The 17,936-nt window shown below is 60.8% G+C and carries 17 protein-coding genes; 4 read left to right on the top strand and 13 right to left on the bottom strand.

The features are described from left to right. Nucleotides 1–63: 63 nt before the first annotated feature. The 3 genes from B5G03_RS10320 to B5G03_RS10310 form a co-directional block, all read right to left on the bottom strand. On the bottom strand, nt 64–1,689 hold the full coding sequence (locus tag B5G03_RS10320) for a phosphotransferase (protein ID WP_087181619.1): 1,626 nt from the start codon (nt 1,687–1,689) through the stop codon (nt 64–66). Between the two features lie 161 nt (nt 1,690–1,850). After that, a complete protein-coding gene (locus tag B5G03_RS10315; protein ID WP_087181618.1) occupies nt 1,851–2,906 on the bottom strand; it encodes a helix-turn-helix domain-containing protein in 1,056 nt (351 codons plus the stop codon). A gap of 143 nt (nt 2,907–3,049) precedes the next feature. After that, the gene (locus tag B5G03_RS10310) at nt 3,050–3,775 is read right to left on the bottom strand and encodes a Bax inhibitor-1/YccA family protein (protein ID WP_242962398.1); all 726 of its coding nucleotides are present in this window, start codon (nt 3,773–3,775) and stop codon (nt 3,050–3,052) included. A gap of 117 nt (nt 3,776–3,892) precedes the next feature. Between B5G03_RS10310 and hemW the strand changes: the two genes are divergently transcribed. Next, the gene (hemW, locus tag B5G03_RS10305) at nt 3,893–4,984 is read left to right on the top strand and encodes a radical SAM family heme chaperone HemW (protein WP_087181617.1); all 1,092 of its coding nucleotides are present in this window, start codon (nt 3,893–3,895) and stop codon (nt 4,982–4,984) included. Nucleotides 4,985–5,137: 153 nt separating this feature from the next. Here the strand turns inward: hemW and B5G03_RS10300 are convergent, their stop codons facing one another. The 4 genes from B5G03_RS10300 to B5G03_RS10285 form a co-directional block, all read right to left on the bottom strand. Then, entirely contained in the window at nt 5,138–6,742 is a 1,605-nt protein-coding gene (locus B5G03_RS10300) for an MBL fold metallo-hydrolase RNA specificity domain-containing protein (RefSeq protein WP_087181616.1), read from the bottom strand. Nucleotides 6,743–6,971: 229 nt separating this feature from the next. Beyond that, on the bottom strand, nt 6,972–7,535 hold the full coding sequence (locus B5G03_RS10295) for an ATP-binding cassette domain-containing protein (RefSeq protein ID WP_087181615.1): 564 nt from the start codon (nt 7,533–7,535) through the stop codon (nt 6,972–6,974). After that, entirely contained in the window at nt 7,532–8,290 is a 759-nt protein-coding gene (locus tag B5G03_RS10290) for an ABC transporter permease (RefSeq protein WP_087181614.1), read from the bottom strand. The genes B5G03_RS10295 and B5G03_RS10290 overlap by 4 nt, the downstream gene beginning before the upstream one ends. Continuing rightward, nucleotides 8,277–9,356, bottom strand: coding sequence for an ABC transporter substrate-binding protein (locus B5G03_RS10285; RefSeq protein ID WP_087181613.1), 1,080 nt, complete (start codon nt 9,354–9,356; stop codon nt 8,277–8,279). The genes B5G03_RS10290 and B5G03_RS10285 overlap by 14 nt, the downstream gene beginning before the upstream one ends. Nucleotides 9,357–9,486: 130 nt before the next feature. On the opposite strand from B5G03_RS10285, the gene B5G03_RS10280 reads away from it, so the two are divergent. The 3 genes from B5G03_RS10280 to B5G03_RS10270 are packed head-to-tail and all read left to right on the top strand — an operon-like array spanning nt 9,487 to nt 11,866. Then, complete coding sequence (locus tag B5G03_RS10280) at nt 9,487–10,194, top strand: Crp/Fnr family transcriptional regulator (RefSeq protein ID WP_242962397.1); 708 nt, start codon at nt 9,487–9,489, stop codon at nt 10,192–10,194. Nucleotides 10,195–10,211: 17 nt separating this feature from the next. Further along, the gene (locus B5G03_RS10275) at nt 10,212–11,177 is read left to right on the top strand and encodes a glycosyltransferase family 2 protein (RefSeq protein WP_087181612.1); all 966 of its coding nucleotides are present in this window, start codon (nt 10,212–10,214) and stop codon (nt 11,175–11,177) included. Then, nucleotides 11,174–11,866 (top strand): flavin reductase family protein, encoded by a 693-nt coding sequence (locus B5G03_RS10270; RefSeq protein ID WP_087181611.1) that lies wholly within the window; start codon nt 11,174–11,176, stop codon nt 11,864–11,866. The genes B5G03_RS10275 and B5G03_RS10270 overlap by 4 nt, the downstream gene beginning before the upstream one ends. Nucleotides 11,867–11,934: 68 nt before the next feature. Here B5G03_RS10270 and B5G03_RS10265 read toward each other — a convergent pair whose 3' ends face one another. The 6 genes from B5G03_RS10265 to B5G03_RS10240 all read right to left on the bottom strand — a co-directional run bounded on the left by B5G03_RS10265 (nt 11,935) and on the right by B5G03_RS10240 (nt 17,931). Then, nucleotides 11,935–12,207, bottom strand: a complete 273-nt coding sequence (locus B5G03_RS10265; protein WP_058965350.1) for a GNAT family N-acetyltransferase — start codon at nt 12,205–12,207, stop codon at nt 11,935–11,937. Nucleotides 12,208–12,255: 48 nt separating this feature from the next. After that, nucleotides 12,256–12,510: a hypothetical protein gene (locus tag B5G03_RS10260; protein ID WP_087181610.1), complete on the bottom strand. Its 255-nt coding sequence runs from the start codon at nt 12,508–12,510 to the stop codon at nt 12,256–12,258. Nucleotides 12,511–12,525: 15 nt separating this feature from the next. After that, nucleotides 12,526–14,370 (bottom strand): glycosyltransferase family 2 protein, encoded by a 1,845-nt coding sequence (locus B5G03_RS10255; RefSeq protein ID WP_087181609.1) that lies wholly within the window; start codon nt 14,368–14,370, stop codon nt 12,526–12,528. Nucleotides 14,371–14,417: 47 nt separating this feature from the next. After that, nucleotides 14,418–16,295, bottom strand: coding sequence for a glycosyltransferase family 2 protein (locus B5G03_RS10250; RefSeq protein WP_087181608.1), 1,878 nt, complete (start codon nt 16,293–16,295; stop codon nt 14,418–14,420). A gap of 74 nt (nt 16,296–16,369) precedes the next feature. Beyond that, nucleotides 16,370–17,086, bottom strand: coding sequence for an ABC transporter ATP-binding protein (locus tag B5G03_RS10245; protein WP_087181651.1), 717 nt, complete (start codon nt 17,084–17,086; stop codon nt 16,370–16,372). Nucleotides 17,087–17,136: 50 nt separating this feature from the next. After that, nucleotides 17,137–17,931 carry an ABC transporter permease gene (locus B5G03_RS10240; RefSeq protein WP_087181607.1) on the bottom strand — a complete coding sequence of 265 codons (795 nt, stop codon included), beginning with the start codon at nt 17,929–17,931 and terminating at the stop codon, nt 17,137–17,139. Nucleotides 17,932–17,936 lie beyond the last annotated feature (5 nt).

The following is a 17,936-nucleotide window of genomic DNA, read 5'->3' as shown; positions in this document are numbered from 1 at the left end:
TCAAAAAACAGGGTGGCAGAGCCCGCGCCGGCAGGCCCTGCCTTGTGCCGCGTCCCGTGCGGCTCAGCTGTATTTCTTCACAATGGCCTGCATGGCCTCGAACTGCTGCTCCATATCCTGCACCAGCTTGAACTGGGTGCGGGCCCGAACCAGATTGTGGGTGGGATACTGGGTCTTGAAATAGGTATCCCCCTGCAGATAGTCGGTCAAGAAGCGCATGCCGCATTCCAGGGTCAGGATCTTGGCGCCCCAGGCCAGGTTCGCCTTCTCGTTTTCGGTGAGCACATCGCCCGCGGTTTCCAGATAGCCCTTGGTGTAGGCCTCGAACAGATCAATGTCAAAGCTCACCTTGGACAGATCCGGCTCGTCCTCGGCGGCATGGGTGGCGCCGAAGCGGATGGAATCGCCGAAATCGTTGAGGGCAAGGCCGGGCATGATGGTATCCAGATCGATGATGCAGATGCCCTGGCCGCTCTTCTCGTCAAACAGGATGTTGTTCAGCTTGGTGTCGTTGTGGGTGACCCGCAGCGGCAGAGTTCCCGCCCGCAGCTGGCTCATGAGCACGCTGCAGTCCGCCGCGTGGTCCAGCACAAACTGGATCTCGTCCTTGCAGGTGCGAGCACGGTTTTTCACATCCCGGCGCAGCGCCTGTTTAAAGTTCTTCAGCCGGTCCTCGGTATCGTGGAACTTGGGAATGGTCTCATACAGGGTGTCGGCGGGATAGCCGTCCAGCTGCTTGAGGAAGCGGCCGAAGCTGCGTGCAGACTGGTAGAACTGCTCCGGGCGCTCCACGCTCTGGTAGCACACGGAATCCGGAATGAAGTTGTAGCACCGCCAGGGCAGACCGTCGGTGTCCTCGTAATAGTTTTCCCCGGCTTTGGTCTTGATATAGCTCAGGGTCTCCCGGTCCGGGTCGCCGCCGGAAGCGCGGATGCTCTGACGCAGATACTCGGTCACGCCGAAGATGTTCTCCATTACCTCGCGGGGCTTTTTGAACACGTGGATGTTGATGCGCTGCAGCACATAACTCAGCTCTTCCTCGCCGTTCTCGCCGGGCATGAACACCGCGTAGGTCTCGTTGATGTGGCCCGCGCCGAAGGGCTGCACATAGCTGCACTGGTTGCCGAAACCGAAGGCATACAGTGCATCCTCCAGCATGCGGCTGTCCACGCCGTCGATCTTGCGGCGCTTGGCGAAGATCACCTCGCCCGCCTCCACCTTGCGGTGGGCCTCCACATGGCAGTTGGCCTTGACCACGCTGCCCAGTCCGATGTGCGCGCCCTCGTCCACCACGGTGTCGTGGTCGATGATGGCGCCGCTGTTCACCAGGCAGCCCAGGCCCAGCTTGGTATGGGTGTTGATCACGGCGCGCTGCATCACGAAGCTGCCCGCGCCAATCTCGGCGCTGGGGCTGACCACCGCGCTGGGATGGATGATGGTGGGCACCACAAAATCGGCCTCCAGCAGCTTTTTCACCCAGTGCAGCCGCATCTTGTTGTTGCCGAATGCAGCCACTGCACAAGGGTATTCCTTGCGGAAGTCTTTATAGTCCACCAGCTTGCCGATGACGCAGCTCTCCTTGCAGGCGTCGTCCAGCATGGCGATCTTATCGAACTGGCGGGTCGCCATGGCGGATTCATAGACCATATGGCCAAAACCGCCCGCGCCCAAAATCAATAGGTTCGGCATTGGGTTTTTCCCCTTTCTGTTCTGCCCGGCCGCCGCGTTCTGCGCGGCGCATCCGGTGAAAATCTGTCAGAAATCAATGTAATTCTATTATAGTAAAAGAGACACCCCAATACAAGGTATCGGGGTGTTTTTCCTATTGGTCATCCAATTCACAAAGTTAGTCACCAGCTGCCGCCGCCCTGCATGAATACAGCCGCCAGCAGCTGCAAAACCATCAGCGCCGCCGCACCCAGCAGCATGGCCGCTCCGCTTTTGTTCATTTTCCATTTTTGCTCCTCGGCCGCCATTCGTTTGGCCCGGCTCGTCTGGCACAGCAAAAAGGCGATGCCCAAGCAGACACCGGGCAGCATGGTGGCCATCTGCGCCACAGCGCCCGGACTGTTGTTGGGAATGCGAAATACTCCCACGCAGAACAGACACAGAAAGAATTGCGCCCCAAACAGTCCGCTCCACCAAAGCGCCGGCTTTGTCTGCTGGGTCTGGATGTCACGCGCCTTCTGCCGCCCTGCCTGGCCCGTTTGCCCGAGCCCGGGATATCCGGTGACCAGATCCCGGCCATATTTGTACTGAACACATCCCACGGCCCCCAGCAGCCCGACCACCTGGGAGATGATCAGTACCACAAAGCCCGCCCCACTGGCGGCAAAGCCGACGGGCACCGCCATCAGGCTGATGCCCAGATTTGCCAGCTGGACCCACAGATCCATGGCACGCACCAGCGTTTCCAGCTTTTTTCTATCATAGGCCGCGTCCGGATCATACCCCGCCAGCATGGTGTAATCGCCGCTGGAGATCATCACCGCCAGCATCGGATGCAGGCTGCCTCCGCACAGAAACAGCAGCACCGGCAGCAGTACCCATTCCATCGTTCCCCGCATCGCGCCCAGCACAAACAGCCCCAGCTGAACGGCCAGTGCCAACCAGAAGGCAAGGCGGGTGGTCTTCTGCCAGGAGGCACAGCGGCGGCGGAAAGCGGCGTCCGGGTCCAGCCCGCCCACCAATTCATCCAAACTACAGCCCAGCACCGCGGTCAGCTGCTGCAGGGTGGCAAGGTCCGGCTGGGTGCGGTTGCCCTCCCAGCGGCTCACCGCCTGCCGGGTCACGAACAGCTGCTCGGCCAGCTGCTGCTGGCTCAAACCCGCCGCCCGGCGCAAGGCCGCCAGTCTACCGCCAAAATCCTGCCGGTTCTCCCTTTGTTCCGCATGCTGTTCGCTCATAATCCTTCCCCGCTTTCTCGCCGGTTTTCTGCCCTCAGTATAGCACCGGCCCGCTTTCCGGGGCAAGAAACATCCTGTTGCTCGCCTCTTTGCGCGCAAAAAAGCGGGAGCCGCTGGCTCCCGCTTGGATGCATTGATTCAAATCAGTCCCGGCTGCGGCTAAAGATGCGCAGCAGGTACAAAAACAGGTTGATGAAGTCCAGATACAGCTGCAGCGCCGCGTAGATGGAAGCCTTTTTTGCCATGGCCTCGTTGCCCGCGTAGGCAAAGTACAGCGCTTTGATCTTCTGGGTGTCGTAAGCGGTGTAGCAGGAGAAGATCACGATGCCCAGGATGCTGAACAGGATGCTGGACCCGCTCATGAAGAACATGCCGATCACGCTCACGATCATCAGCACGATCAGGCCAACCATCAGCGGAGTGCGCCAGCTGGTCAGGTCCCGCTTGGTCAGGTAGCCGTAGGCAGCCATCACGCCGAAGTACAACGCGGCCGCACCGAAGGCCATGAGCACATCCCCCATGCCATACAGCCACAGGTAAGAGCTGAACACCAGACCGTTCACCGCCGCATAGACGAAGAACAGGCCCCGGGCCGAGCTCACGCTCATGCTGTGCAGGCGGGAAACCAGCGCCATGACCAGCACGATTTCCAGAATCGCCAGACCGAAGAAGGCAAAGCTGGAACGCAGCAGGTAGAAGCCCAGATTGCTTGCATAGGCCGCCAGCGACACGCCGAAGGTGACCAGCAGGCCTGCGAACATCCACAAAAAGGTTTTTGCGGTGTAGTTGCTCAGGGTTTCGTACTGGAATTTTTCGTTCATATAAACGGTGTTAGGGCCGGAATTGTTCCATTGATTGTAATCATTCATATCATCAGATCCTTTCTTTAAGACTGATTATATCGTATATTATATCTGTATTTGTAAATAAAATCAAAATCTTTTATAATGACTTTGTGACAAGATCCCCCAAAAGGAGCGTTTTCCATGGCCTTTGGTCTTTATCTTCATATCCCCTATTGCCTGGCAAAATGCCGCTACTGCGATTTTTATTCCAAGGGCGGCAGCCGGGGCGTTCCGCAGGAATATGTGGACGCGCTGGTGCGCCGGATGGACAGCTTTCGCCGACAGGGCCTTTTACCGGAGCATCCGGACACAGTGTATTTCGGCGGCGGCACGCCCAGCCTTCTGACCCCGGAGCAGGCCGCCCGGCTCATCTCTGCCGCCTCCCCTGCTCCCGGCGCGGAGGTGACGCTGGAGGCAAACCCGGAAACCGTGGATGAAGCCAGTCTCTCCGGATTTTTGCAGGCGGGAGTGAACCGGCTGAGCCTGGGGGTGCAGACCGCCTTCGACGAGAGCCTGGCCCGTCTGGGCCGCCCCCACACCGCCGCCCAGAGCCGGGAAGCTTTTGCGGCAGCAAGGCGGGCGGGATTTTCCAACATCAGCGGCGACATCATGCTGGCCCTGCCCCAGTATACGCGGGAGGAGTTCGACGCCACCCTGGAGCTGATCGGCTCCGGCGGGGCCACCCACATCTCGGCCTATCTGTTAAAAATTGAGCCGGGCACCGCCTTCGGCAAGCGTCCCCCCGCCGGTCTGCCGGACGAGGACGCTGCCGCAGATTTTTATCTCTACGGTGTAGAGCAGCTGGAAAAGGCCGGCTTTGCCCAATACGAGATCAGCAACTTTGCCCGCTCCGGTTTTGAGGGACGGCACAACCTGTTGTACTGGAACTGCCAGGATTACCTGGGTCTTGGCCCTGCGGCCCACAGCTGCGTGAACGGCAAGCGCTTTTACTGGCCCGGCGACACCCATGGCTTTCTGGACCCGGACTGCCAGCCGGTGCAGGATGGGGGCTGCGGCGCGGAGGATTACATCCTTTTGCAGCTGCGTCTGACCAGCGGCTTGGACCTGAACGCCTTGAAAACACAATACAATGTGGAGTTTTCTCAAAAGCAATTGCGATTTGTAGAAAAATGTGTGACCGCCGGGTATGCCCGATTCCAAAACAATGTGCTCACCCTAACCCCCGCCGGTCTCATCATCCAGAACAGCATTCTGTGTGAACTGCTTGCCTGAGGTGTGTATTCCCGGCTTCCGACCCAGGGTCCCAGAGAACCTCACAGCAAAACTGCGCCGCCCGCCTTCGGTTTTGTCCGAAAGCGGGCGGCGTTTTCATACAGTCTTATTTACAAATCGTATATTCCCAATCATTTTCTACGAGTTTTCGGATCAATCCTCCCATTTCTCGCACAGGGCTTCCACCTGGCTTGCCATGCGGGCCAGCTCCTTGTTGGCGTGGCCCTCCTTGGCCTTGATGATGTTCAGCAGGCGATGACCGGCATCCAGCAAGCGGCGGAACACCGGGTTCTGGCTGCGCAGGCCCGCCTTCTTCTCCTCGATGCGCTTGCGGTTACCCAAGGCCAGGCAGTGGCCGCTCACCAGATCATAGACTGCGCCGTTGTAGGGGGCGCTGGCGGAATAGCCCAGCTCGGCCATCAGCCGGTTGGCGAAGATATCGCAGACGGTGTCCTCGCCGTGGGTCACAAACACATGCTGGGGCTTGTGGTCCTTGAAGGCGGCGGCCCAGCGCATCAGGCCCTCGTTGTCCGCGTGGCCGGATACGCCCGCCAGCACCTTGATCTGGGCCCGCACCTCGATGGTCTCGCCGAACAGCCGGACCTCCTTGGCCCCTTCCACCAGTGCACGGCCCAGGGTGCCGGGACTCTGATAGCCCACAAAGAGCACGGTGCACTGGGGCTGCCACAGGTTATGCTTCAGGTGGTGCCGGATGCGGCCCGCCTCACACATACCGCTGGCAGAAAGAATCACCTTGCGGCTCTGGTCAAAGTTGATGGCCTTGGAATCGTCGCTGCTCACAGCCAGCTTCAAGCCCTTGAAGCTGATGGGGTTGACCCCCTGTTGCACCAGGGTCCGGGCCTCCTCGTCGTAGCATTCCGCCCACTGATCCCGGAAGATGTGGGTGGCCTCCACGGCCAGCGGACTGTCCACATAAACGGTGAAGTCGCCGTGGCCCTTCACCTGGTTCTGCTCCTTGATCTGGCGCAGGAAATACAGCATTTCCTGGGTCCGGCCCACCGCGAAGCTAGGGATGACCAGATTGCCGCCCCGGTCAAAGGTCTCCTGAATGACCCCCGCCAGCTCGGTCACGTAGTCCGGCCGTGGGCCGTGGCTCCGGTCGCCGTAGGTGGATTCCATCACCACATAGTCCGCTTCGGTCAGGTAGGTGGGGTCCTTGAGCAGGGGCTGATGGTCGTTGCCGATGTCGCCGGAGAAAACCAGCTTTTTGGTGACTTCACCCTCGGTGACCCACAGCTCTATGCTGGCCGAGCCCAGCAGATGGCCCACATCCACAAACCGGCCCTTCACGCCGGGGGCCACATCGAAGGTCTCGCCGTAATCAATGGGTTCAAACAGCTTCAGCGCTGCCTCCGTATCCTGCATGGTGTAGATGGGCTCGTATTCCGCCGCGCCCGAGCGCTTGGCCTTGCGGTTGCGCCATTCCGCCTCAAATTCCTGGATGTGGGCGGAGTCGCGCAGCATGATGTTGCACAGCTCACTGGTGGCGGTGGTGGCGAACACCGGCCCCCGATACCCGTTTTTCACCAGCAGCGGAATGCGGCCGGAGTGGTCGATGTGGGCGTGGGTGAGCAGCAGGCTGTCCACCTGGCCGGGCGCCAGCGGCAAGGGCTGATTTTCATAAATGTCCTTGCCCTGTTCCATGCCGCAGTCGATCATGATGTTCTGGTCGTTTGCCTGAAGCAGATAACAGCTTCCGGTGACCTCATGGGCTGCGCCCAAAAATGTAAGCTTCATATCCTGCGGGGCCTCCTTTTTTGCCGCCCGCACCTGCACCCGAACGGGGCGGCGCGGGCCGGTCCTGTCGTTACCTTTATTATAGCCTTTGCCCCTGGCGCTTACAAGCAAATTGTCAAAAAGAAAAGCAAACAGATTGTAAATTTTAGGCAATACCGCACAATTCCAAGTGGGAGTGCGGGCAAAATCGCCTGATACAATCTGTTTGCTTTCTATCCAGTTTCTACAATTATGAAATTCCCACGCTGGCTCCGCCGAAGGCCTCGGCCTCCTGCTCGTCGTGGGTAATGAGCAGCAGCCAGCGGCCTTTGAGCATCTGGCGTACCCAGTCCATGGCCCGCTGCCGGGTTTCCTCGTCCAGCCCCTTAAAAGGCTCGTCCAGAATCACGCCCTCTGCCGGGGCCAGCACCGCCCGGGCCAATGCCACCCGCCGGGCCTGCCCGCCGGACAGCTGCCGCGCGGGCTTGGACCAGTCCTCTTCGCAAAGGCCCAGCGCCGCCAGCGCCGCTTCAATCTCTTTCGGGCGCAGCTGGGGGCAGCACAGGGCCACATTGCCCACCGCTGTGAGCTGGCCGCAGAGCCGGTCCTCCTGGAACTGGGCCACGATCCGGCCGTCGGTTTCCACCCGGCCCGCATCCGGCGTTTCCAGCCCCAAAAGCAGCCGGGCCAGGGTGGTCTTTCCCCGGCCGGAGGGCGCCATCAGAACGTTGGCTCCCTCCAGGGTCAGGTTCAGATCCCGCAGCACCCACTGGTCCCCGTAGCGCTTGCTCACGCCGTTCAGCACCGCCTTCATGCGCCGCCTCCTTCCATCCGCCTGCCCGCTGCCGCCAGCAGCCGGACGAACACCGCTTCAAACACACCGCTTACCAGCACGATCACCGCCGTCCAGGCAAACAGCTCGCCGGTTTCCAGATAGAGCTTCGCCTGATACAGCGCCTCGCCGATGCTGCCGCCCGGCAGGCCGATGACCTCGGCGGCGATGCCGCTTTTCCAGGCAAGGCCCATGCCCACGGTGCAGCTCTGCACAAAATAAGGCCAGACCTGGGACAGCCAGATGGCTCCCAGCGCCCGGGAAAAGGGAATCCGGAACACCTTGGCCATCTCCAGCAGCTGCCGGTCGGTCTGCTGGATGCCCTCCAGCACCGCGGTGTACACCACGGGCAGCACCATCAGAAAACTGATGAGCACCGCCAGGTTGGCGCTGCGCACCCACAAAAGGGCCAGAATGATGAAGCTGGCCACCGGAACCGCCTTGATTAGCTGCATCAGCGGCCGGATCAGCACCCGCACCGGTTCCAGCCAGGCGCTGGCCGCCGCCAGCACCACGCCCGCCGCCAGCGCGCTGAAAAAGCCCGCCAGAATGCGCAGGGCGCTGAAGCTCACCCGCTGCCAGAACACGGCGGTGGGCACAAGGCCCGCCAGCTTTTCCAGGGTTTCCAGCGGGGAGGCCAGCAGAAACTTCTGGGGGATCGCCATGGCCGCAAACTGCCAGACCGCCACCCAAAACAGGATGGCGGCCGCTTGTTTACCTCGTTTATTCCACTCCATAGTAGAAGTCGTCGCCCGGCAGCGCACCGCCCACCGAGGCAGCGTCCTGCTGGTACAGCACGTCCAGATAGCCGCTCAGGGCCTGCTTCATGTCCGCGCCGTCCATGTAGGTGATGTTGCAGGCAGGCAGGGCCTTTTCGGCCAGGGGAGCCTTGGCCACGATGCCGTACTCCGCCACCAGCTGGGCCGCGTCGGCGGTGTTGGCGGTCACCCACTCAATGCTGCTGCGGTAGTCCGCCAGGAAAACCTCCAGCTCCTCGGGATGCTGCTGGGCGTAGTCGCTGCGCACGGCCAGCACGCCGGTGATCAGCTGGGAATCCGGGTCGATCTTGTTCCATTCCTCGGTCAGGTCCAGCGCCACGGTCAGGCCCTCCACCTGGGCCTGGGCAGCAGTCACATAGGGCTGGGGCAGAACCGCCACGGCGCCCTCGCCCGCGCTCTGCAGGGTAGCCAGCACCTCGGTGGCCTCGCTCTTGTACTCGATGGTCACATCCTTGGCCGGATCGATGCCGTTTTCGGTGAGGATGTAGTTGAGCACATACTCAGGGGTAGTTCCCTTGCCGGTGGAATAGATGGTCTTGCCGGCCAGGTCGGCCACGCTGGCCACCTCGTCACCGGTGGTCACCACATACAGAACACCCAGGGTGTTCACCGCAGCCACCTGGATCTTGCCCTCGGTCTTCTGGTACAGGGTGGCGGCCAGGTTGGCGGGGATGGCCGCCGCGTCCAGCTCGCCCTTGGTGAGCAGCGGCACGATCTCATCGGCCGCGCCGTACATGGTCACGTTGTACAGGGGGCTCTCCATGCTTTCCTGGTCCTTCATCAGCTTGACCATACCCATGGTGGTGGGGCCCTGCAGGCCCGCAATGCGCATGGCTTCGCCCGAAGCTGCGGTATTCTCGGAAGCACTTGCTGCGGAGGAAGCGGGGACGCTTTCCGCCTGGCTGGAGGCAGGCGCGCTGGACGCAGCCTGAGAAGAAGCAGTGCTGGAAGCGCCGGCGCCGCCGCAGGCAGCCAGGCTCAGGGCCATTGCGGCCGCCATTACCATGCTCAACAAACGTTTCATGAAAGTTCTCTCCTTCTGGGCAGTTGTTCCGGTAAAGATCCGGTTTGCCTTTTTATTTGTATTCTACTATAATAAAAGAAATTATGCCGTTGCGGCGGCAACCAACCACCCGCACAAAGGAGCCAATGCCATGCGCAATTCCATTCTATTGGAAGATCACCTTCCCATCCTGCTGCAAACCACCCTGTTCCGTGGCCTGAGCCTGGCGGAGCTGCGCATGACGATGGAGTGCTTCCAGCCCGCCGCCCGCGCCTTTTCCAAGGGCGAGATCGTGCTGCTTTCCGGCTATGAGATGCGGGACGTGGGCATCGTGCTGGCCGGTCAGGTGGAGGCGGTGAAAAACACGCCGGACGGCGGCAGCGTGGCCATCACCCTGATGGAGCCGGGCAGCCTGTTCGGCGACGTACTCAGCGGCAGCAGCACCAAAAGCCCGGTCACGGTGATCGCCAAGACCGACTGCCAGGTGCTGTTTGTGCCCTACCAGAAGATTTTGCACCCCTGCGCCCGGATGCACGGCAGCCATTTTCAGCTGATGCAGAATCTGGTGTGCACCATTTCCGACAAATACTTTGCTCTGAACCGCCGGGTAGACCTGCTGATTCTGAAAAGCCTGCGCAGCAAGCTGTGCGCCTATCTGCTGGAGGAATCCGCCCGGGCCGGGGCCGACACCTTCACCATCCCCTTCTCCCGTGCCGGGCTGGCGGATTACCTGAACTGCGAGCGCAGTGCTCTGAGCCGGGAGATCTCCCGCATGCGGGACGAGGGCCTGATTGAAACCTACAAAAACAGCTTCAAGCTGCTGAATAAGGCGGAGCTGACCCGCCAATATCACTGTTAAAAGGAGAGATTTCTGCCATGAAAGCCCCTGTTTTATACATTGTGATCCCCTGCTACAACGAGCAGGAGGTCCTGCCGGTGACCAGCGGCATGTTCCTGGAAAAGATCACCAGTCTGATTGAAAAGGGCCGGGTGGCCCCCGAGAGTCGGGTGGTCTTTGTGAACGACGGCTCCAAGGACAACACCTGGAACATCATCCAGGATCTGGCCAAAAGCGACGAGCACTTTGAAGGCGTCTGCCTTTCCCGCAACCGGGGCCACCAGAATGCCCTGCTGGGCGGTCTGATGACCGTGAAGGACCGGTGCGACATCACCATCAGCATCGACTGCGACGGCCAGGACGATATCAACGCCATGGATGCCATGGTGGATGCCTACTGGGACGGCTGCGAGGTGGTATACGGCGTGCGCTCCAAGCGGGACACCGATACCTTCTTCAAGCGCTTCACCGCCGAGGGCTTCTACAAGCTGATGAACTGGATGGGCGCGCAGGTGGTGTTCAACCACGCGGACTACCGGCTCATGAGCAGCCGGGTGCTGAATGAGTTCGCCAACTTCAAGGAGGTCAACATCTTCCTGCGTGGCATGGTGCCGCTGGTGGGCTTCAAGAGCACCAGCGTATATTATGAGCGGGCCGAGCGCATCGCGGGCGAGAGCCACTATCCCCTGAAAAAAATGCTGGCCCTTGCCTTCGACGGCATCACCAGCCTGTCGGTGAAGCCCATTCGGCTGATTACCGGCTTCGGCGCGCTGATTTCCGTCATCAGCTTCCTGGGTGTGATCTGGGCCGTGGTAGAAGCCATTCTGGGCAGCACGGTGGCAGGCTGGGCCTCTACCACCAGCATCGTCTGCTTCATGGGCGGCATCCAGCTGCTGTGCCTGGGCGTGATCGGTGAGTACATCGGCAAAATCTATCTGGAGACCAAACAGCGTCCCCGGTTCATCATCAGCGAGACCACCTTCCCCGATAAGGAGGACAAATGAACAAGATCACCTGGAAGGGCAGCGTGCTGCTGGGCCCCATTCCCCCGGTTCTGGTCAGCTGCGGCACACCGGAAGCCCCCAACGTGTTCACCGTGGCCTGGGCGGGCATCGTGAACACCCACCCGCCCCGGGTTTCCATCTCGGTGCGGCCCAGCCGCCACAGCTACGGACTGATTCAGCAAAGCGGCGAGTTCGTGATCAATCTGCCCACCACCGCCCTGGCCCGGGCCGTGGACTGGTGCGGCGTGAAAAGCGGCCGGGATGTGAACAAATTCGAGGCCATGAACCTGACCGCCCTGCCTGCCAGCCAGGTGGGCTGCCCCCTGGTGGGAGAAAGCCCGGTGAATCTGGAATGCAAGGTATTCCAGCAGATTCCGCTGGGCACCCACGATCTGTTTCTGGCGGACGTGGTAGCCGTAAACGTGAGCGAAAACCTGCTGGACGCGGCAGGCAAACTGCATCTGGAGCGAGCGGGCCTGCTGGCCTACGCCCACGGCCAGTATTACAGCCTGGGCGAGGAGCTTGGCACCTTCGGCTGGAGCGTGCGCAAAAAGCAGCCCCCGATCAAGAAAGGACCGGCGCCGAAAAATGGCGTCTTTGAAAAGGCGCCCCGCAAAGCAGGCGAGGCAAAGCGCAGCCCGGCCCCCAAAAAGACAGGCTATGGCCCCCGACGCCCCAAAAAGAAATAAGGCAGCACAAAACAAAGGCCGCCGGTCTTCCCTGTTCAGGGAAAACCGGCGGCCTTTTTTCGCTTGTCTTACTTGTCCAGCAGGTCCGCTTCCTCGGGGTGCTTTTCGAACCACTTGGCGGCATAGCTGCAGCTGGTGCGGGCCTTGCGGCCGCTGGCGCGCAGCTGGGCCACGCACTGCTCCATCAGCTGACCGGCCATACCCTGGCCCCGCAGCTCCTCGCCCACGAAGGTGTGGTCGATGTCCACCACGCCGGGCGCTACCTGGGGGAAGGTGATCCGGGCCAGTTCCCGGGTCTCGTCGCCGTATACGATGCTGTTTTCGTTGATCTTGAATTCCATAGGATACACCTCTTTTTTTGGGGTATTGTTCTGCCGGTTTAAAACCGGTCAGTCGTCAAATTCCACGGTGCGGCCGCAGCGGATGCAACCGCCCTTGCCCTTCCAGCGGGGCAGAACGCCGGGGTAGCCGCAGTGAGGGCAGCGCAGCCCGAATCGTTTGACCATCCAGGCGGCCACCACAGCCGCCAAACCCAGCTCAAACAGGAGGAACTGCTGCAGGCAGCCGCCGGCGATCACCAGCGCCATGCCCGCCCAGAAGGCCCGGATGGAGAACCGGGCCCTGCAGCGCGAAAGCTTTTTCATTGCATTGCCTCTCTTTTACAGGGCGGTCTGCGGGTCCTTCAGATTCCGCAGATCGGCGCTCTCGGAAAAATCCTCCCGGTCCAGGGTCAGACTGGGATTGTAGTAGGGGTCGTGGGTCAGGCCGTGGCGGGTGAAGCGGTCGGTCAGGCGCTTTTGCTCGGTGGCGAACCGCTCCTTTTTCGCCTTGTCCTTCTCGTCGCTGCCCCGGCTCTTGCTCTCGTAGTGATACAGCCGGGCGTAGGGGGTCCAGATGATTCGGTAACCCGCATCCCGCACCCGTAAACAGAAGTCCACGTCGTTGAAGGCAACGGTGAAGCCCTCGTCCAGGCCGCCCATCTCGTCGTACACCTGGCTGCGCACCAGCAGGCAGGCGGCGGTGACGGCGGAAAAGTCCTGCACGGTGGCCAGCCGGAACATATAACCGCTGCCCCCCGCCTTTTTGTACTTGTGGCTGTGGCCCGCGTAGCCGCCCAGACCGGTGATGATGCCCGCGTGCTGGATGGTATCGTCCGGGTAATAGAGCATGGCGCCGCAGATGGCCGCGCCGGGGCGGCTTGCCTGCATGAGCATCTCGGTGAGCCACTCGCCGTCGATGATTTCCACATCGTTGTTGAGCAGCAGCAGATATTCGCCCTTGGCAAATTTGCGGCCGAAGTTATTGATGGCGGAGAAGTTGAATCCTCCCTCGAACTTTACCACCTGCAGGTTGGCAAACCGCTCCTTGGCCTTTTCATAATACTCGAAGGTGGCCGGATCGGTGGAGTTGTTCTCGATCACGATGACTTCAAAGCGCTGCCAGGTGGTTTTTCCGTAAACCGAGGCAAGGCACTTTTCCAGATCGTCGGTGTGGTCCTTGTTGGGAATCAGGATGCTCACCAGCGGCTCGCCGGGGATGACCCAGTCCACCTTGTAGGTGCTGGGGAAGATGCCGTCCTTCACCTCGCCCTGCTGGCCAGTGCGCTGCAGGTGGTCCGCGATGGCCTTTTTCGCCGCCTTGGCCACATAGGGCTTGGCCGCCACGCCGCCGCTGGTGCTGGCCGCGTGCACCCGCCAGTAGTAAAGCACCTGGGGGATATGACAGATCTGAGCGGGCTCCAGCCGCTCCAGCAGCCGCAGGAACAAATCGTGGTCCTGGCTGCCGTCGCACTCCGGCCGCTCGCCGCCCACCGCCAGAAATTCCGACCGGCGGAACACCGCCAGATGGCAGATGTAGTTGCAGCAGAGCAGATAGTCCGGGGCGTAGTCCGGCTTGAAGTGGCCCACCGTGGGCTTCTCGATCTTTTTGGTGAACAGGGCCTCGTCGCTGTACAGGAAGGCCGCGCCGGTCTCGGCAATGGCCTTCTGCACAGTATAGATGGCGTGAGGGGCCAGCACATCGTCGTGGTCCGTCAGGGCCAGATATTCCCCGGTGGCCAGCGCCGCCGCATGGTTGGTGTTGTGGCTGATGCCCTTGTTCTCGATCGCCTTATAGCGGATGCGCTCGCCCGCCTTCTGGGCCGCCGCGTCCACCAGTTTTTTCACCGCCGGGCGGTGGGCGTCGTCGGAGGCGTCCGCCAGACACAGCTCCCAGCCGGGACTGGTCTGATTCAGCACGCTGTCCAACAGCTGGCGCAGGAAGGGTTCCGGCGTATTGTACAGCGGTACACAGATGGAGATCACCGGCCCGGGCGCGCCCTGGGCGCATTCCTTGCGCTGGGCCTCCAATACCTGCTTTTTGGGCAGATAGCGGGCCTTTTTGCCGAAGAAGCGCCGCTTGATGAAGCCGACAGCCCGGCGCAGTACCGGCACGATTCCCTCTTCTTTCAGCACCTGGAGGGTATAGGCCATCAGTTCTTTGATGCGTTTCACTTTCAGATTCAATGGAGGTTCCTCTCCTTTGATGGATTTCAAATGGATTGCGGACTGCCTTATTTGAGGCCGTAATTTTCAAACAGCAGGTTGAAATGCCGGTTGTAGTAGGGGTCGCCCTTCTGGATAAGGTGGGTGTACTTCTCGATGAAGTTCGCCTTTTCCCGCTCGTAGCGCTTGGCGTTCTCGCTCAGGGTATCCAGACCGCGGCTCTTGCTTTCGTGGTGGTAGGCCTCGGCAAAGGGGGTGAACACATTCAAAAGCCCCTGCTGCCAGAGCTTCAGGCACAGGTCGATGTCGTTGTAGGCCACGGCGAATTTTTCCTCGTCCAGGCCGCCGCAGGCGTCGTACAGCTCCGCCTTCACCATCAGGCAGGCGCCGGTCACTGCCATCAGGTCCTGGGGGGTGGCCAGCCGGTACAGATCGCCCGCCGAGGCGCGGGGGTGGCTCTTGTGACTGTGGCCCGCGGTGCCGTTGATGCCCAGGAACACGCCGGCGTGCTGGATGGTATCGTCCGGGAAGTAGAGCTTCGCACCCACGCAGCCCACGTCCGGCCGCTGACTGTACATGAGCATCTCGGCCAGGAAGCCCTCGCTGAGCAGCTCCACGTCGTTGTTCAAAAGCAGCAGCTGCTCGCCCTTTGCAAATTTGCGGCCGAAGTTGTTGATGGCGGAGAAATTGAACCCGCCCTCGTACTTCACCACCTGCAGATTCGCAAACTGCTGCTTTGCCTTCTCATAATATGCGAAGGTGTCCGGGTCGGTGGAGTTGTTCTCGATCACGATGACCTCAAACCGGCTGTAGCCCGCGTATTTATACAGGCTTTCCAGGCAGCGGGACAGGTCCTCCGCATGGTCCTTGTTGGGAATCATGATGCTGACGAGCGGTGTGCCGGTCAGTTCATACCGCACCCGGTAGGCGCCGGGGCAGCCCGGAATTCGGGTCGCCTCGCCCGCAAGGCCCACCCGCTTCAGATGGTCATTGAGGGCCCGCTCGCCCGCCGCCAGCGCGTAGGGCTTGGCGTCCATGGAGGAGGCGGTGGAGGCGGCGTGACTGCGCCAGATGTATAGCGCATAGGGGATGTGCACGATTTTCCTGGCTTTCTCGGTGAGCCGCAGGATCAGCTCGAAGTCCTGGCTGCCGTCGTACTCCGCCCGTTCCCCGCCGCCGGTGGCCTCAAACAGCCCCCGGGAAAAAGCGGCCAGATGGGTGATGTAGTTGCAGCCCCGCAGATAGTCCGGCTCAAAGTCCGGCTTGAAGTGGTAGTCCACCAGATGCTTTAAATCCGCGCTGAGCACGATCTCGTCCGAGTAGACGAAATCCGCGCCCGCCACGGCGGCCTTCGCCACCTCATACAGAGCGTTGCGGTAGAGCACGTCGTCGTGATCCAGCAGGGTCAGCCAGTCGCCATTTGCCAGCGCGAAGCCCTGGTTGGTGTTGCCCGCGATGCCCTGGTTTTCCGCCAGCTTCTGGTAGGTGATGCGGCTGTCCTTTGCGGCATATTTCCGGGCCACCGCGCTCACCTGGGCATGGGCCTCGTCCGAGGCGTCGGCCAGTACCAGCTGCCAGTTCTGGTAGCTCTGGCCGGTCACGCTCTCGATCATCTGCTTCAAAAAGGGCAGCGGAGTGTTGTAAAGGGGCACCACCACACTGATCTTCGGCCCGCCGGGCACACCCTCGGCCCGCTGGCGTTTGAGCATCCGGCGGGTGGGCAGGTCCGCCCGGTACTGCCAGGTATCCCGGTGCATCGCCAGGTTCACCCGGAAGCTGATCTCCCGCCACAGGGCCTGGCCGCCCTCCTCTTTCGCCACCTGCGCGCACCAGGCGGCCAGCTGCTTCACATGGGCCGGATCCAGCAGGCGCTTTGCCATACCGCCCACGCTGTCCTTTTGGGCAACGTCCGCGGGCAGAGGCTGGTTGTTGTTTTGCTTTGCCATTTCGCACATTCCTTTTGAAAACAGCCAAGGGAAAGCAAGGGAGTCATCTCCCCCGCCGCCTTGGCTGTGTATTGTTAGATTTTGTCGTCTTCCCGGGTGGTCTGCTTATAGGCCTCGCAGACCTCCTCGGTGGGGCCGTTCATCTTGATGCGGCCATGCTCCAGCCAGGCCACCTTGTTGCACATGCGCTCGATCTGCTCGATGGAGTGGCTCACCAGAATCACGGTGGTGCCGCCGCTCATCAGCTTCTGCATGCGCTGCTCGCACTTTTCCTGGAACAGAAAGTCGCCCACCGCCAGAATCTCGTCGGCAATGAGCACGTCCGGCTTGGTGATGGTTGCCACCGCAAAGGCCAGACGGGCCACCATGCCGCTGGAGTAGTTCTTCAGCGGCACGTCCAGAAAGTCCCGCAGCTCGCTGAATTCCACGATCTCCTCAAAATGAGCGTCGATGTATTTGGGGCTGAAGCCCAGAACGGTACCGTTCAGGTAGATGTTCTCCCGGGCGGTCAGGTCCATGTCAAAGCCCGCGCCCAGCTCGATCAGGGGCGCAACGGTGCCCCGCACCTTACAGCTGCCGCTGCTGGGCTTATATACGCCGGAGATAACCTTGAGCAGGGTGGATTTGCCGCTGCCGTTCAGACCGATCAGGCCGTAAAAATCGCCGGGCTGAACCGAGAGGCTCACGTCCTTCAGGGCAAAAAACTCGTCAAACCGCAATTTGCCCTTGACCAGCTGCAAAAAATACTCTTTTAAGCTCTCGCTTTTTTCCTTGGCCAGGTTGAAGCGCATGGAAACGTTATTGACTTCGATAATGGGCTGCTGCAATTTCCCGCGCCTCCTTACATATACAGAACGAATTTATCCTGGGTCTTTTTGAACACGAACATGCCCAGCGCCAGCATGACCAGAGCCCAGGCGGCGCAGATCAGAATCTGTGCGCCGCTCAGCAGCTGGCCGTACATCACGGTATCGCGGAAGGCGGTGATGTACTGGTACAGGGGGTTCAGGGCGATCAGACCCTCCAGCAGGGCGTTTCCGAACTGCTCGGGGGTGTAGAAGATGGCCGAGAACCACATGAGGATGGTGGTGAATACCTCCCACAGATGGATCACATCCCGGAAGAACACCGCCATGGCGGCCAGGATCATGCCGATGCCCAGGCTGAACACCGCCAGCATCAGCAGCGGATACAGCCCCAGCAGGATGGTGGGATACAGCCGCGCCCGGGTGATGAGCATCACGATGATGAGGGCGATGAAACTGAACAGGCAGTTCACCAGGCCGAAGCAGATCTTCTGCAGCGGGAAGATGTATTTGGGGATATAGACCTTGCGCAGCAGCATGGCGTTGTTCATCACGCTGGACATGGCCATGGTGGTGGACTCGCGGAAGAAATTGAACAGCAGCTGGCCGATCACCAGATACACCGCAAAGTTCTCGATGCCCTCGCCCCGCATGCCTGCCATGAGGGTGTTGAAGATCACGAACATCACCGCACACATCATCAGCGGGTTGAGCACGCTCCAGGCAACGCCCAGCACACTGCGGCGGTATTTCAGCTTGAAATCACGGCTGATCAGATTGTAAAGCAGGTAGCGGTAGCGCAAAAAGTCCTGCACATAAAGTTTCAGCATACCGG

The sequence above is a fragment of the Gemmiger sp. An50 genome, assembly GCF_002161595.1.
In the GTDB taxonomy this organism is placed as follows: Bacteria; Bacillota; Clostridia; order Oscillospirales; family Ruminococcaceae; genus Allofournierella.
The sequence above is the reverse complement of the archived record's forward strand: the minus strand, read 5'-3'. Positions and strand labels throughout refer to the sequence as shown.